The organism is Streptomyces sp. NPDC058701 (assembly GCF_042715295.1).
Classification (GTDB): domain Bacteria; phylum Actinomycetota; class Actinomycetes; order Streptomycetales; family Streptomycetaceae; genus Streptomyces.
On the sequence record NZ_JBHXSY010000007.1, the window covers coordinates 182,865 to 197,487 of the forward strand.

At 72.0% G+C, this 14,623-nt stretch carries 10 protein-coding genes and 3 pseudogenes; 4 read left to right on the top strand and 9 right to left on the bottom strand.

What is annotated here, in order from left to right:
• Window positions 1-14 precede the first annotated feature (14 nt).
• From ACFWW8_RS10140 to ACFWW8_RS10165, 6 genes are all read right to left on the bottom strand, one after another.
• Complete coding sequence (locus ACFWW8_RS10140) at window positions 15-1,949, bottom strand: beta-galactosidase (protein ID WP_386526170.1); 1,935 nt, start codon at window positions 1,947-1,949, stop codon at window positions 15-17.
• Window positions 1,946-2,983: a zinc-binding dehydrogenase gene (locus ACFWW8_RS10145; RefSeq protein ID WP_386526173.1), complete on the bottom strand. Its 1,038-nt coding sequence runs from the start codon at window positions 2,981-2,983 to the stop codon at window positions 1,946-1,948. The genes ACFWW8_RS10140 and ACFWW8_RS10145 overlap by 4 nt, the downstream gene beginning before the upstream one ends.
• Window positions 2,980-3,948: an inositol monophosphatase family protein gene (locus ACFWW8_RS10150; protein ID WP_386526176.1), complete on the bottom strand. Its 969-nt coding sequence runs from the start codon at window positions 3,946-3,948 to the stop codon at window positions 2,980-2,982. Before ACFWW8_RS10150 ends, ACFWW8_RS10145 begins: the two co-directional genes overlap by 4 nt.
• Window positions 3,945-5,213, bottom strand: coding sequence for an aspartate aminotransferase family protein (locus ACFWW8_RS10155; RefSeq protein WP_386526179.1), 1,269 nt, complete (start codon window positions 5,211-5,213; stop codon window positions 3,945-3,947). The genes ACFWW8_RS10150 and ACFWW8_RS10155 overlap by 4 nt, the downstream gene beginning before the upstream one ends.
• Window positions 5,214-5,979: 766 nt before the next feature.
• The gene (locus ACFWW8_RS10160) at window positions 5,980-6,582 is read right to left on the bottom strand and encodes an HAD family hydrolase (RefSeq protein WP_386526182.1); all 603 of its coding nucleotides are present in this window, start codon (window positions 6,580-6,582) and stop codon (window positions 5,980-5,982) included.
• A 63-nt stretch (window positions 6,583-6,645) separates the two neighbouring features.
• Window positions 6,646-7,902: an MFS transporter gene (locus ACFWW8_RS10165; protein WP_386526185.1), complete on the bottom strand. Its 1,257-nt coding sequence runs from the start codon at window positions 7,900-7,902 to the stop codon at window positions 6,646-6,648.
• Window positions 7,903-8,069: 167 nt separating this feature from the next.
• Here ACFWW8_RS10165 and ACFWW8_RS10170 point away from each other — a divergent pair, with 167 nt between their 5' ends.
• Both ACFWW8_RS10170 and ACFWW8_RS10175 read left to right on the top strand, forming a co-directional pair.
• Entirely contained in the window at window positions 8,070-8,837 is a 768-nt protein-coding gene (locus tag ACFWW8_RS10170) for a DeoR/GlpR family DNA-binding transcription regulator (protein WP_386526187.1), read from the top strand.
• Between the two features lie 1,167 nt (window positions 8,838-10,004).
• Window positions 10,005-10,217: pseudogene (locus ACFWW8_RS10175) on the top strand (LuxR C-terminal-related transcriptional regulator); the annotation flags it as partial.
• 182 nt (window positions 10,218-10,399) lie between these two features.
• Here ACFWW8_RS10175 and ACFWW8_RS10180 read toward each other — a convergent pair.
• Window positions 10,400-10,643, bottom strand: a pseudogene (locus tag ACFWW8_RS10180) (flavoprotein); the annotation flags it as partial.
• A gap of 55 nt (window positions 10,644-10,698) precedes the next feature.
• Window positions 10,699-11,409 (bottom strand): FadR/GntR family transcriptional regulator, encoded by a 711-nt coding sequence (locus ACFWW8_RS10185; RefSeq protein WP_386526190.1) that lies wholly within the window; start codon window positions 11,407-11,409, stop codon window positions 10,699-10,701.
• Window positions 11,410-11,535: 126 nt separating this feature from the next.
• Here ACFWW8_RS10185 and ACFWW8_RS10190 point away from each other — a divergent pair, with 126 nt between their 5' ends.
• Window positions 11,536-12,102, top strand: a complete 567-nt coding sequence (locus tag ACFWW8_RS10190; RefSeq protein ID WP_386526428.1) for a gluconokinase — start codon at window positions 11,536-11,538, stop codon at window positions 12,100-12,102.
• Window positions 12,103-12,114: 12 nt separating this feature from the next.
• Window positions 12,115-13,511, top strand: a pseudogene (locus ACFWW8_RS10195) (gluconate:H+ symporter).
• 60 nt (window positions 13,512-13,571) lie between these two features.
• On the opposite strand, the gene ACFWW8_RS10200 reads toward ACFWW8_RS10195, so the two are convergent.
• A complete protein-coding gene (locus tag ACFWW8_RS10200) occupies window positions 13,572-14,621 on the bottom strand; it encodes a hypothetical protein (protein WP_386526192.1) in 1,050 nt (349 codons plus the stop codon).
• Window positions 14,622-14,623: the final 2 nt, after the last annotated feature.

A 14,623-nucleotide genomic window follows, 5' to 3' on the forward strand; every position in this document is an offset into this window, starting at 1 on the left:
CGCCGCCCGGGTTCTCAGGAGGCCGTGACGCGCTTCGCGTCGGCCGGTTCGCCGCCCCAGGTGAGTGCGGCGGGGGTGGCGGACGGCTCCCCGGGGGTGGCGAGCCATCCCGTCAGTGCGCCGTCGCGGGTGACGAGGACGGCGGCGGAGCCGGCGGGCAGGTCCAGTGTCCAGCCGCCTCCGGTGCCGGTGCCGGTGCCGGTGACCCGGTCGTCGGCCTCGGTGGGGTTGAAGGCTCCGATGACGCGGACGCCGTCGGGGCCGGACCGGCTCAGGAGGCGGGCTCTGCCGTGCGCCGTGGTCCAGCTCCGGCCGGCCGGAGCCCGGAGCCCGGCGGCGACCGAGGCGACGAACGCGGCGGCCGCGCCGTCGGCGGACCGGCCGGCCGGGAGCCTCAGCTCGCGGGGGAGGTCTCCGTCGCGGTGCCCGGCCCGCAGCACGGCGACGGGGACGGGCGTGCCGTCGGCGGCGGGCGCCGGCTTCTCGTCGAGCCAGCCGAGCCCGAACAGCAGCCCGGAGTCGCCCAGTTGACGATCCACCGCTTCGGCCAGCTCCGCGAGGACCGTACGGCCGGTGCGCTGCCAGGCGCCGGCCTCGGGCAGGGCCCGGTCGACGAGGACCACCGCGTCGCGGTCCAGGACGCTGCCGGTCAGCAGGTCGCCGAAGCGTTCGAGGAACGCGGCCAGCAGGCGCAGGCCCTCGGCGTTGGCCTGGTGGGAGCCGGACTCGGCGAGCGGCGCACCCGGGGTGTACGGCGGTGCGTGCAGGCCGGGATCCACCCCTTCGGCGCGCAGGCCGTCGGGGTCCATGTCGACCAGGGGACCCCAGTTCTCCGTGGCGCAGGCGGTGTAGACGCTGACGGTGGTGGAACCCAGCAGGAGGGCCAGCAGCGCGTTGAAGACGGGGGTCGCCGGCCGGGCGTAGGACTCGTCGGTCCAGGTGAACCCCCAGTTCGCCTCGGCCACGTCGGTGCCACCGAGGAGGATCCCGGCCAGGTGGGATCCGAAGGCGGTGGTCTCCCGCGCCGGATTGCCGATCCATTCGGTGTGCCCGACGAAGTAGCCGGAGCCCTGGATGGCGCGCTGTCGGGCGGCCCAGGCGTCGAGCGCGGCGCGCGGTGCGGTGACCTCGGCGAGGGGGACGTTGGCCAGCCGGGCCGGGCCCTCGGGGAAGAGGGCGGAGATCCGGTCCCACAGGCCGACGATGGCGTGGCCGGACCACCGGGACCACAGCTGACGCGTGGCGCTGGTCCACCGGGTGACGTCCTGGGCGGCGAGGGCGGCCTCGTCGGACAGGCCGCGTCCGGTGAGCCAGTCGGCGAAGGCCCGGCGGGCGGGCGGCGAGGCGTCCTGGGCGTCCACGGGGAGGTGGGCGTCCCCGCAGGTGCCCTCGTTCCCAAGCTGGAGGGCGACGACGGGGCCGTCGGGGGCGGTGGCCCCGGCGACGACCTCGCCGGCGACGGCCTTCAGCCAGGTCTCGGTCTCGGCCTGGACGGCCGGGTCGAGAAGGCTGGGCAGCGGCTTGCCCTGGGAGGTGAGGACGGTGCCGTCCAGCCCCTCGTACGGGGTGCGCCCGGGGCCGCAGAGGCGGTCGGGCAGCCCGCCGAGCTGGACCTCGGCGTGGATGAAGGGGCCGGGCTTGAGGAGGACGCCCAGCCCGGCGGCGGCGGCCAGCTCCAGCAGTCCGACGACATCGCGCTGCGGGTCGGTCTTCCCGGTGAAGTCGAAGGAGCGGTCTCCCTCTCCCCCGCCCGGCGGCGCGGCGGTCTCGTGGAAGCGCCACGGGAGGTAGCAGGAGACGACGTCCACGCCCAGGGCGCGCAGTTCGCGCAGGTTGGCGGCCCAGTTGGCGGGGTCGGCCCGGTAGTACGGGTACTCGCCGATGACGACGGGCCGGGTGGTGCCGGGGACGAGCGCCTCGGCGAATGAGGTGCGCTGCGCGGGACTCATGCGTCCGTCCCGCGGTGCGGAGGTACGAGGACGACCTTCAGGGCGGTGTACTCGGTGCCGGGGACGGCGGCGAGGGCCTTGAAGGCCTCTTCGTGGTCGGCGAGGGCGAAGCGGTGGGTGACCACGCGCTCCAGCGGCAGCTGCCGGGCCAGCTCGACGGCCTTGGGGAAGATCATGCTGTTGTAGTCGCCGGCGCCGATGATCTGCAGGCCGCGCTGGAGCAGGGCGAGCGGCCGGACGGTGGCGGAGGCGTTGCTGTTGAAGCCCATGACGACGACGCGGCCGCGGACGGCGGCGTAGCCGATGCTCTGCTCCAGGAGGTTGCCGACGGAGTCGACGACGAGGTCGCCGCGCTCGGCGAGGGCGGGGTCGTCCGGGGTGTGGACGGTGACGCGGCCGCCGAACTCGGGGGCGTCGAAGATCTCCTGGCCGAGCCGGCCGCGCACCGGGTCGGGCTCGACGAGCAGGACCGTGGCGCCGTACAGCTGGGCGGCCATGGCGGTGACCACGCCCATGGGGCCGCCACCGACGATGACGGCGGTCTCGCCCGGTGCCAGGCGGCCGGCCTCGATGTTGTTGAGCGCGCAGGCCAGCGGTTCGACGACGACGGCGCGGTCGAAGTCCATGTCCTCGGGGACGGCGTGGCAGAAGAGCTCGGGAAGGCGGATGAACTCGGCGAAGGAGCCGTCGTAGTCCAATCCGACCTCGGTCCCGGACTTGCGGCCGCAGAAGTTCCAGTGCCCTGCGAGGCAGTTGGCGCAGGTGCCGCAGTACAGGGTGGGGTTGACGATGACCCGGTCGCCGACGGCGAAGCGGGTGACGCCCGGGCCGGTGGAGTCGACGAAGCCGACGGCCTCGTGGCCCATGACGACACCGGTCTCGGCCGGGAACTTGCCGACGAGGACACTGCGGTCGGTACCGCAGATGCCGCTCTGGGTCACGCGGATGACGATGTCGTCCGGGGCCAGCGGCTCCGGCTTGGGGTGGTCGACGAGGGTGAGCGTGCGCTCCGCGGTCAGCGTCAGGGCCTTCATGATTCCTCCCTCGCGGGCGCGGCGGCGCGGCCCAGGTCCCAGCGGATGGTGTCGAGCAGCTGTTTGTGGAGTTCGGGCGTGGCGGCGGCGATGCAGGACTTCTGGTTCATCGGGCCGAGGTCCACCAGCGAGGTGCTGCCGAGGTCGTCGCCGTAGGCGTCCGTGATGACGACGCCGGCTTGCCTGGCGAGGTAGACGACGGCGGCGATGTCGTAGGGGAAGAGGTGCAGGATCGAGCCGCGGCCGACCCGCAGGAACGCTTCCTCGGTGTCCGGGTGGTCGCGAAGCACGCGGTTGCCGATGTCGACGTAGGCGTCGAGCTGGCCGGTGATGATGCGGGAGATGGAGAAGGTGCTGCTGTTGAAGACGAAGATGCCGCCGGTGTTGGCCGATTGGTCCACGAGGTGGCCGTACGCCGCGGTCATCAGGTCCATGGGGTGGCCGTTGAACTCGATCGACCAGAACATGCGGGTCGGGTCGGTGTTCCGGCTCAGCCGCGGTACCGGGGTGGTGAATCCGCCGCTGACCAGGCCGGAGGCCTCGTCGCCGTACAGCCAGGCGCCGCTCTTGATCTCGACCAGGCAGGCGGCGTCGACGTCGGCGAGGGTGGGCTTGCCGTCGCCGTAGGGGGCGGCCGCGATGGACACCATGCCCATCTCGAGACCGGCCGAGGTGGGGCGGGTGCCGTCGATCGGGTCGACGACGAGGAGGATCTGCGGATCGGGGGCGAGCTCGACGTAGGAGCCGTCCTCGGTGTAGAGGGCCGCGGGGACGTGGGCGTGTTCGCGCAGGTAGTCCAGTACGGCCTTCTCGGCCACCTCGTCGACGTCGAACTGGGCGTCGCCGCCGGGCGAGTCGCCGTGGACGCTGCGCTCGCGGCCGGTGGCCTCGTAGGCGAGGAGCTCGGCGCGGACGTGCTGTCCGAGGGAGGTGAGCAGCCGCTTCATCGGGGTGTCTTCGGTCATCGGGCAAGCTCCGCGAGGAAGAGGTTCTCCAGCTTGTCGCAGATCTCCTCGGCCTGGTCCATGGTGAGGATCAGCGGCGGGCGGATCTTGAGGACGTTGCCGTAGCCGTACCGCGAGGTCCGCAGGATCAGGCCGTGGTCCATGGCCTTGGTGGCCAGGTGGTTGGTGAGCTTCACGGCGGGCCTGCCGTCGGGTTCGGCCATCTCGAAGCCGATCATCAGTCCGACGCCGCGGACGTCCACGATCTCCGGGTAGCGGCGCTTCATGTCGTGGAGGCGTTCCATGATGTAGCCGCCGGTGCGGGTGACGTTCGCCAGGAACTCGGGCTTCCGCACGATGTCGAGGGTGGCGTTGGCCGCCGCGGCGGCCAGCAGGTTGGCGCCGTAGGTGAACGAGTGGTGGTTCGCGGGGAGGCCGGCGAGCCGCTCGTTGGTGATGATGGCGGCGACCTGTGCACCCGATCCGCCGAGGCCCTTGGCCGTGGTGATGGCGTCGGGTTCGACGTCGAAGTACTGGGCCGCGAACATGTGGCCGGTGCGGCCGATGCCCGTCTGGATCTCGTCGAATATGAGGGCGATGTTCTGCTCGTCGCAGAAGGCGCGCAGTTTCTGCATGTAACCGTCCGGCGGGACGATGTTGCCGCCGTTGCCGGATATCGGCTCGATGAGCACGGCGGCGACCCGGCCGGAGCTGGCGTATTCGACGAAGTCCTCGAGCCGGTCCACGCACATCATTCCGCAGGAGCCCTCCTTCTGCCCGTAGAAGCAGCGGAAGCAGTAAGGGTCCGGGACCTGGAGGCTACCGGGGAAGAGGTTGGGGAACGGCTCGCGGCGGAACGCGTTGCCCGACATCGACGTCATCATCATCGTCTGTCCGACGTGACTGCGGAACAGCGTGATGACGTCGGACTTGCCGGTGGCCATCTGGGCCATCTTGATGGCGCCCTCGTTGGCGGCCGAGCCGCCCGAGACCTTGGGGTGCACCTTCGTCAGGTTGTCGGGAGACACCTCCACCAGCCGCTGGACCAGGCCGTTGACCGGTTCGCTCTGATAGGAGGAGGTGATGTGGATCACCTTGTCGAGCTGGTCCTTCATGGCGGCGACGACATCCGGGTGGGAGTATCCCAGGCTCAGGTTGAACGTCGCCGACGCGCAGTCGAGGTAGCTCTTCCCATCCTCGTCGTAGAGGTAGACGCCCTCGCCCCGCGCCATTTTGTAGTCGCTGACGGGGTAGTAGATATGCTCGGTAACATCCTTGGTTTCCATCGGTCCCTCTCACAGGGGTCGTTCGAGAACGTCAAGGCACGGGCGGCGGAAATATGACTCACGCCCACATGAAAAATAGGGGGGTACGGCTCGCTGCCGATGGGGGACGGCCCGGATGCTTCACCCATTTCGCATGGGGATGTCACGGTGACGCCCTCCCATTCATAAGATCACATTCCAACTCGCGCTGACAAGCGGCCTTTTGGAGATGCAGATCTCTTTCCGATGCGGATCTTCTCGCAATGAAATGCGAGGGCGCCGACGGAGCCCCTCAGCGAATGGGACACCGCCGTCGCGGCGCGGGCCGCGGGCAGCCCGATGGGCCCCGGCGCGGCCGCGGCCCGCAGCATGTTCCGGGTCGCCTCGCGCCGGGACAGGCCGGGCCGGCACGGGTCGTGCGGTCCGGACGCCGCGATCAGCGCACGCGTCTCAGCGCCTCCGGGGGCCGCAGGCCGCCGGCGCGGGACGGGAGGAGGAAGTGGACGAGGCGGTGGCGAGCGCCGCGGGACCCGGGCGTTCGACCCGGTCGGGCGGCGCCCGGTCTCGGGCGGAAGCCTCGATGCGCGCCGAGCACGCGTCCAGCACCGGGGCGTCGTGGCGGCCCCGGCCGGTCGGCCGGACCCGGTCGCCGGGCAGCTCCGGCCGGCCGGCACGCCCCGGAGGAGCATCGCGCCGAGGCGTCCCCGGCCGGTCTCGGTCTCGCGGCGCGGCGGCGGTAAGCCGCCGTGCGCAGCGGCACGCGTGGCGTACCACTGCGCCGGAGTCGTCACGTCATCGCCGCCTCCAGCACGTCCCACAAGGCTTCTGGCGAGGTGAACACATGCCCCTGGAGGCCCAGTCGGCATGCGGCGTCCACGTTTTCGGCCCGGTCGTCGACGAACAGGACCTCCTCGGGCGGCAGTCCGAGCTCGCGCACGCACCATGCGTAGGCGGCGGGTTCGGGCTTGGCGCTGCCGATCCGGCAGGACAGTCCGCGGACCGCGAACCGCTCCAGCCACGGCTGGGTGGCCTCGTACAGGACGGCCAGGTCCTCTGGAATGTTGGAGAGGAGGCCGAGCACGACTCCCCTGTCGGCGAGGAGGCCGAGCAGGTCCACCGTCCGCTGGTCGATCTCGCTCCAGCTGGCGAGGTCGGCGGCGGTCAGCTCATCGGTCAGTCGCCGGTCGTGCGGGATGCCCAGTTCCGCGCAGACGGCGTGCCAGTAGTCGGGCCCCGTGACCTCGCCGCGGTCATAGGGAGGCCGCTGCGACCAGTACGCCGCCCAGAAGCGGTCGGGGTCGCCGCCGGCCGTGCGTTCCAGGACGGCCATGGACTCGGGCGACTGGACACGCGCGATGACACCGAACATGTCGAAGAGGACGGCTTTCATCCTTCGGTTCCTCACGTTCTACGGGTTCAGGGTGTTCGGAGTTCGGGGAGCGGCAATCAGCGTTCAGAGGGTGGTGACGGAGTCCGTGCGCCCGGGGTCCGCGTGCCCGGAGTCCTTGCGTCCGGGGTCGCTCGGGCCGGGCACGCCACCGGGGTCGGGGGCGTTGCGGCGCAGCCACAGGCTCAGCACGCCGCAGATGACGGCGAGCAGGAACAGCAGCAGCGGCACCGTCTTCACCTCCATCGTGTCGATGACGGCACCCAGCAGGGGCGGGAACGCCACCCCGCCGATCATCGAGGCGGCGATCACGTAGGCACCGGCGGCGGCCACGCCGGGCACGGCGCGGTTCAGCCAGGGCAGGCAGGTCGGGAAGATCGGCGCGATCATCAGGCCGACGCCGAAGTACGCGTACGGGGCGAAAGCCGGGACCGTCGCCAGGAGGAGGAAGCCGGCCATGCCGGCGCAGCAGACGATGAGGATCGACGGCGCGGACCAGCGCAGGCTGATCGGCGCGGCGATGAACCGCCCGATGGTCAAGGCGGCCCAGTAGGCGGAGGTCGCGGTCGCGGCGGTGGCGGCGCCGTATCCGACGGCCTCGAGGTGGGTGGGTTCCCAGCCGCCGACGCCGGTCTCGATGGCGACGTGCAGGACGTAGATCCCGATGAACACCCCGATGATCGGAAGCACCCGGGCGCCGCCTGACGGTGCGCCTTCCACAGGGGCGGGGGCGGGCTCCCTGGCGGCCACTCCGCCGAGGGTGAAGAGGATCAGCAGGCTGATCACTCCGGTGCCCACGAAGATCTCCGGGTAGCTGTCCGCCCCGAGCCAGCCGATCAGGGCGGGGCCGGCGATCGCGCCGATGCCGAAGTGCCCGTTCAGCAGGTTGAGCATGGCGGTGCTTCGGCGGCCGAACCCGACGGCGAAGAGCTGGTTGAGACCGTAGTCGATGCCGCCGAAGCCCAGGCCGATGACGAACGTGCCGGCGAGGGCGAGGGCCCAGCTCGGGGAGAAGGCGAAGACGACCGCGCCGACGGCCATGAGCAGGTACGAGCCGCCGAGCAGCACCCGGTTGTTCAGGCGGCCCCGAAGGAGGTGGTAGACCAGCACTCCGAGGAGGGCTCCCACGAAGTGCGCGCTGAGGCTCAGACCGGCCACGGCCGGACTGATGCCGAACTCGTCCCGCAGGGCCGGGATCGCCGGGCCGTAGAGCGCCTGGAGGGCGCCGATCACCGCGAACGCCAGGCACGAGGCGACGATCGCGACAGTGGTGAGAAGGGGCTTCCCCCCTTCCGGCAGATCGACCTCGCTGGTGGCGGTCATCGCTCTCCTCATCGGTCATGGCCGCATGAACACGATCGACGTTCACATCGGCGGCAAGTTCACGTTGCTGCGATCACGGTACACACCACGAATGTTCGTTTCAACAGTATCGATGTGCGAAACGCTCAGCAGGCCCTCACCGCCCCATCTGTGCTAAAAGCAGACACATGAACGTGATGGAGAGGCACAAGTTCGTGGTGGGACTGCTCATGCGGCAGAACCGCGCGACGGTGGCCGAGCTGGCCCGGACCACCGGGGCGTCCGAGATGACCATCCGCCGGGACCTGGAGGTGCTGGAGTCCCGGGGGGCCCTGCGCCGGGTGCGCGGCGGCGCCGTGAACAGCCTGCCCGGCGGCGTGGAGCCCCCCTACGCGATCCGGGCCATGTCCGGAGCGCACGCCAAGGAACGACTCGGGCGCGCCGTGGTCGAACTGCTCACCGACGGCGAGACCGTCGCACTGGATACGGGCACGACGGCTGTCGCCATCGCAAAGGCCATGGCGGACCGACAGTTCACCGTCACACCGCTCTCCCTGCACGCGGCCTTCACCTTGTCCGCGAATCCCGGCATCCAACTGGTGATGCCCGGAGGCCAGGTGCGCCCCGAGGAGCTGTCCTTCTACGGCCACGCACCCGTGCAGACCTTCAAGGACCTGTGCTTCGACACGTTCATCCTGGGCTGCTGCGGGGTCGACCCCGTCCAGGGCGCCACCGCCTACAACCTCGACGACGTACAGGTGAAACGGGCGGCGGTCGCCTCGGCGCAGCGCGTGATCCTCGTCGCGACCGCCGACAAGATCGGCCGTGCGGCGCTGGGCCGCATCTGCTCCATGGAGGAGATCGCCCTCGTCGTCACGGACGCCCCCGCGGACTCCCCCGCAGTCGAAGTACTCCGTGACCAGGGCGTTGAGGTGGTCCACCCGGCGGACGACTGAGTCTGGGAGCCGATCCGCCCGCCCCGGAGGGAGGGGCCGGCCGGCCGTCTGGGATCCATGGGAACGAAAACCTTCCGGTGACTGCGCGCCTCTGGATCGGCGCGCCCCTTCAGCATCGGGGGCGCGGCGGCCCCCGCCAATGGGGGGCGACCGTCGTCTTACCGACTGTCGGAAAGACGACAGCAAGAACTTGCCGTACGTTTTGGGCGCGAGAATACGTGTTCCGGCCATCCGCACAGGGGCATACCGCCCAGTCGGCTCGTTCGAGCCACCCACCGTATTCCGCTGTGGCCCAGGAATGCCGACCCGCCCTCCGACCCACTCCGCACCCCGCACGCATGGCTGATACACGTTTCCCTGTCGGCGGGCCTGCGCGGAGTCTCCTAGCATCGCGATCGCGACGGATGCGAACGAGAGGGCACCCCAATGAAGCGCGCCGCACCGAAACGCCCGCGGGACCGTGACCGCCCCCGGGAGCTCACCCCCGAAGAGATGGACCTCTACCGGGAGTTCGCGGAACAGGGGCCCCTCCGGTCGAGCCAGGTGCTCACCCGGGCGGAACCCGGGTCCGGAGCCCGCACCCTCGACACCCTCGTCTCCACCGGCCTCGTCCAGCAGGTCGGCCCCGACTGCTTCGCGGCCACCAACCCCAGCGACGTGTCAGCGCAGTTACTCAAGGAGTGGGAGGAGCGCGTGCAGGGAGCCCAACTCGACCTGCTGCGCATGCGGGGGCAGCTCGCGGAGCTGGCCATCGTGCACGCTTCGCGCCACCGCACCCTGGAGGGGCCGCCGTTGGAGCTCATCGACTCGTCGGACGAACTCCGGTACCTCCTCGAGAGCCAGTCCGCCGCTTGCACGAAGGAGCTGCTCCGCGCACAGCCGGGCGGCCCCCTGCCCGCGGCCGGGCGGCACCGCGACCGCGACCGCGACCTCCTCTCCCGCGGCGTGCACGTGCGCGCGCTCTACCAGCACTCGGCCCGCTTCGACCCGCCGACCGTGCGGTACGAAGCGGAGCTGGCCGCCCTCGGCGCCGAAGCCAGGACGGTTTCCGGCGGCCTGGCCGGGTGTCTGGTCTTCGACCGGGCCCTGCTCGTCCTCCCCCTCCGCGAAACGACGGGCGGGGCACTGCTCGTCCGCAGCCCGGACCTGGTCGCCCTCGTCGCCGAGATGTTCGACGCACTGTGGGCGACGGGCGAGCACATCGGCAAACCCCGAGAGAAGGCCTTCATCCAGGACGTCGCCGATCAGGCGAAACGCTCCATACTCCAGCACCTGATGCAGGGTGACGACGACCGCGTCACGGCCCGCGCCCTCGGCATCTCGGTGCGCACCTGCCAGCGCCATGTATCCGCGATCATGCGCCAGTTGGGCGCGACGAGCCGCTTTCAGCTCGGCTACCTGGCCCAGCTGCACGGGTTGCTCGCACCCGACGCCCCGGAGAGCGCCCGCACGAACGTCTCGACACCGATGGCGGATCGGACAGCTCCAGGAAGCGTACCAGCGACGCCTCCGGAGCCGTCCGTCACGAGAGCCGCTCGCAACGCCGGGGCCGATCGCCGGGGTCAGCAGCCGCCCGAGCGGGCCGGGGCGCCGACGGTGAGGGTCGCCGGGGCCGCGCAGCGGCCGCCACCGGTCTCCTCGGCGACCTCGGGCTGGTGGACGAGACCCGCGCCGCCGCAGCCGTCGGTCTCGGGAAGGGTGAGTTCGACGCGCTCGGCGGCGTCCCGGCCGCCGGCGAGGTGGGCGGCGATGGAGCGGACCTGCTCGTAACCGGCCGGTCATGGCCAGGAAGGCCGGGGCGCGGCCGCGGCCCGCCCGGTCGACGTACGGGTCCCGTGTGGCCTACGGGGCGGTGCGCGTCCTAGGGAGCGAGGACGTCCAGTTCCTCCAGCGCGCCCACCGCGATCTGCCGGGTCAGGGCCTCGGCTCGGGCCGCGTCGCCCTCCCGGACGGCTTCCGCGACCTGGACGTGCAGGGTGACGGCGGCGGGGTCGGGGTCGTGGAACATCACCTCGTGCCGGGTCCGGCCCGTCAGCACCGCCGCGACGACATCGCCGAGCCGGGCGAACATCTCGTTCCCGGAGGCGTTCAGGACGACGCGGTGGAAGGCGATGTCGTGGCGGAGGTAGCCGTCGAGCTGATGCCCGCGCGAGGTGCGCACCATGCCGAGGGCCGCTTCGGTGAGTTCCGCGCACTGCTCCGGGGTGGCCAGGGTCGCCGCGAGCCCGGCGGCGACCGGCTCGACCGCGGAACGCAGCACGGTGAGGGAGCGCAGCTGACGGGGGCGGTCGGTGCCGGCCAGCCGCCAGACGATGACGCGGGGGTCGTACACGTTCCACTCGTCCGTGGGGCGCACCGTGACGCCGACCCGGCGGCGGGACTCGACCAGCTGCATCGATTCCAGGACCCGGACGACTTCCCGCACGACGGTGCGGGAGGCGTCGAACCGTTCGGCGATCTCGTCGGTCCGCAGGACGCTGCCCGGCCGGTACTCCCCCGCCGTGATGGCGAGGCCGAGCGTGTCCAGCACGCGGGAGTGGAGCCCCTGCCCGGGGCCGCCGTCGGTCGTCATGGGCGTAAGCGTAGGTGACGGTGCGGAGCGCACCGGCGAAGCGCTGGCGAACAAAAGATGCGACGTTTTTCGCCTACTACTTGAATACGTACTACTTAATAGGCTTCAGTGGTGCCACACGAACCGATGTCGACGAGGACAGCGAGGTACGACGTGAGCTCCCAGCGCGTCATTGTGGTGATGGGCGTGGCCGGTACGGGCAAGACGACCGTGGGCCGGCTGCTCGCCGGAGCGCTCGCCCTCCCGTACGCGGAGGGCGACGCGTTCCACCCGGCGGCCAACGTCGCCAAGATGTCCGACGGCATCCCCCTGGAGGACGCGGACCGGTGGCCTTGGCTGGACGCCATCGGCGACTGGATCCGCACCCGGGCCGGACACGGCGGCGGAGTGGTCGCCGCCTCCTCGCTCAAGCGCGCCTACCGCGACCGGCTGCGGGCGTCGGGCCCGCGGACGGTCTTCGTCCACCTCACCGGGGACCGGCCGCTGATCGAGGAGCGGATGGCGGCCCGCAAGGGCCATTTCATGCCTCCGGCCCTGCTGGACTCGCAGTTCGCCACCCTGGAGCCCCTCCAGCCGGACGAGGCGGGCGTCGTCGTCGAGGTGTCCGGCTCGCCCGAGGACATCACCCGGCGGGCGCTGGCCGCCCTGCGCCGGCTCGGCACGCCCGGGAACCCCGGCACACCCCAGAACTAAGGAACCGTCACCGTGACCGGTCTCAGCGTCGAGACACTGGCAGCGGCGGGCAGCGAACCGATCACCTCGGCCGGGAACACCCAGCTCGGGATCGCCGTGCTCGCGGGCATCGCCGTCATCGTCCTGCTCATCACCCGCCTCAAGATGCACGCCTTCCTGGCGCTGACCCTGGGCTCACTGGCCCTGGGGGTCTTCGCGGGCGCACCCCTGTCCAAGACCATCGCGAGTTTCACCGCCGGGCTGGGCGCCACGGTCGCCGGCGTCGGCGTGCTGATCGCGCTGGGCGCGATCCTCGGCAAACTGCTGGCGGACTCCGGCGGCGCCGACGAGATCGTGGACACGATCCTCGCCCGGGCCAAGGGCCGGGCCATGCCGTGGGCGATGGTGCTGATCGCCTCGGTCATCGGGCTGCCGCTCTTCTTCGAGGTCGGGATCGTGCTGCTGATCCCGGTGGTGCTGCTCGTGGCCAAGCGCGGCAATTACTCCCTCATGCGGATCGGCATCCCCGCGCTGGCGGGCCTGTCCGTGATGCACGGGCTCATACCGCCCCACCCCGGGCCGCTCGTCGCCATCGACGCGCTCGACGCGAACCTGGGCGTCACCCTCGCACTGGGCGTGGTCGTGGCGATCCCCACCGTGATCATCGCCGGGCCGCTGTTCTCCCGGTACGCGGCCCGGTGGGTCGACGTCCCGGCGCCGGAACACATGATCCCGCAGCGTCCCTCGGAGGAACTGGAGCACCGGCCCCGGTTCGGCGCCACCGTCTTCACCGTGCTGCTGCCGGTGGCCCTGATGCTGGTCAAAGCGCTGGTCGACATCGTCGTGGACGACCCCGCCGACCCGGTCCAGCGGGTCACCGACGTCGCGGGTTCCCCGCTGATCGCCCTCCTCGCGGCGGTGCTGGTGGGCATGTTCACCCTGGGCCGCGCGGCCGGCTTCACCCGGGCGAGGATCTCGACGACGGTGGAGAAGTCCCTGGCCCCGATCGCGGGCGTCCTGCTGATCGTGGGGCGGGCGGCGGCTTCAAGCAGACCCTGATCGACGCCGGCGTCGGGCAGATGATCCTCGACCTGTCGAAGAGCTGGGCGATCCCCGCCCTGCTGCTGGCCTGGCTGATCGCGGTGGCCATCCGCCTCGCGACCGGGTCGGCGACGGTGGCCACCATCTCGGCGGCCGGCCTGGTCGCCCCGCTCGCCGCGGGGATGTCGACCACCGGGACCGCGCTCCTGGTCCTCGCGATCGGCTCGGGTTCGCTGTTCTTCAGCCACGTCAACGACGCGGGCTTCTGGCTGGTCAAGGAGTACTTCGGGATGACGGTCGGACAGACGCTGAAGACCTGGTCGGTGATGGAGACCATCATCTCCGTGGTCGGGCTGGGCTTCGTCATGCTCCTGTCGCTCGTGCTGTGAACGCCCCGGGCGCGTGACCGGGGCGGTGCGCCGGCGGCAGGTGCGCCGGCGGCAGGTGCGTCAGCGCGGCCCGCTGTCGGCGTCGAGCTGGGCGGCGGCGAGGGAGAGGCCGTTGGCCGCGGTGGCACAGCGGTCGGCGAAGGTGGTCACCTCGGCGCGCAGGACCTCGGAGCGCAGGCCCGGCCAGACCGCGACGGCCGGGGTGACCGTCGCGTGCAGCCGCCGGGCGTGCTCCCGCAGTGCCTCCCCGTGGGCCCGCAGTCCGGCTGCGGGTCCGGGCCTGTACGGGTCCGGCCACGGGGCCGCCGCCCGCGGCGGCCGCGCGGCGGGGCGCTGCGGCTCCCCCGCGTCCGGGCTGCCCGGCGGGGCCGGCCGGGCGGCGGGACGGCCGGCGGACCGGCCGGGCCCGCCGCGGCCGTCGTCGCCCGCACGGTCGCGGTCCCCCTCGCGGTCGCGGTTGCGGTCGCGGTCGCACAGCGCCAGGAAGGCGGCGCCGAGTCCGAGGAGCGGGTCGGCGGTCACGGCACGGCCGGTGGCCACCTGCCAGCCCGCGTGGTCGTTGAAGGGGTTCGCGTCGGTCAGCGCGTTCCAGGCGAGGACGTCGGCGAACTCCGGGGCCAGCAGCGCGTAGGCGGGCCCCGCCCCCCGGTCGCGCACGATCGCCCGGAAGAGGCGGAGGGCTTCGCCCTGTCGGCCCGCGCCGGCTGCGGCGAGGACGCCCGCGGCCGCCGGGTCCAGGAGCAGTTCGGGACGGCCCGCGCTCGCGGCGGCGATGCGGACCCGCAGACCGCAGACGGCGACGCTGACCGCGAGGCTCTCCCGGCGCGCCAGCAGCCCCGCGCACCGGCCGGCGCCGGCGACGCCCCGGCCCCGGGGTGCCCAGCCGAGGCCCCGCGGATCGGTGAGGGTGCGCAGCAGGGTGCGCCAGGCCAGCCGACGGCGGCCGCCCCGGGCGAGTGCGGCCGCGGGCAGCCGGGCGCCGAGGGCCAGCCCGGAGGCGTAGCGGGCGGCCTCGCCCACCGTGTCGGCGGCTTCGGCGAGTTCGCGGCACAGCGTGTCGAGCAGGACGACGTCCGGGGCGGTGGACGCGGTGGTCGCGGCGTCGGGCATGG

What these genes read in the sequence shown, in the direction of transcription:
- ACFWW8_RS10155 (WP_386526179.1), bottom strand. Translation starts at nt 5,213, where the DNA reads ATGGAAACCAAGGATGTTACCGAGCATATCTACTACCCCGTCAGCGAC.
- ACFWW8_RS10185 (WP_386526190.1), bottom strand. Translation starts at nt 11,409, where the DNA reads ATGACGACCGACGGCGGCCCCGGGCAGGGGCTCCACTCCCGCGTGCTG.
- ACFWW8_RS10145 (WP_386526173.1), bottom strand. Translation starts at nt 2,983, where the DNA reads ATGAAGGCCCTGACGCTGACCGCGGAGCGCACGCTCACCCTCGTCGAC.
- ACFWW8_RS10150 (WP_386526176.1), bottom strand. Translation starts at nt 3,948, where the DNA reads ATGACCGAAGACACCCCGATGAAGCGGCTGCTCACCTCCCTCGGACAG.
- ACFWW8_RS10170 (WP_386526187.1), top strand. Translation starts at nt 8,070, where the DNA reads ATGAACGTGATGGAGAGGCACAAGTTCGTGGTGGGACTGCTCATGCGG.
- ACFWW8_RS10200 (WP_386526192.1), bottom strand. Translation starts at nt 14,621, where the DNA reads ATGCCCGACGCCGCGACCACCGCGTCCACCGCCCCGGACGTCGTCCTG.
- ACFWW8_RS10140 (WP_386526170.1), bottom strand. Translation starts at nt 1,949, where the DNA reads ATGAGTCCCGCGCAGCGCACCTCATTCGCCGAGGCGCTCGTCCCCGGC.
- ACFWW8_RS10165 (WP_386526185.1), bottom strand. Translation starts at nt 7,902, where the DNA reads ATGACCGCCACCAGCGAGGTCGATCTGCCGGAAGGGGGGAAGCCCCTT.
- ACFWW8_RS10190 (WP_386526428.1), top strand. Translation starts at nt 11,536, where the DNA reads ATGTCGACGAGGACAGCGAGGTACGACGTGAGCTCCCAGCGCGTCATT.
- ACFWW8_RS10160 (WP_386526182.1), bottom strand. Translation starts at nt 6,582, where the DNA reads ATGAAAGCCGTCCTCTTCGACATGTTCGGTGTCATCGCGCGTGTCCAG.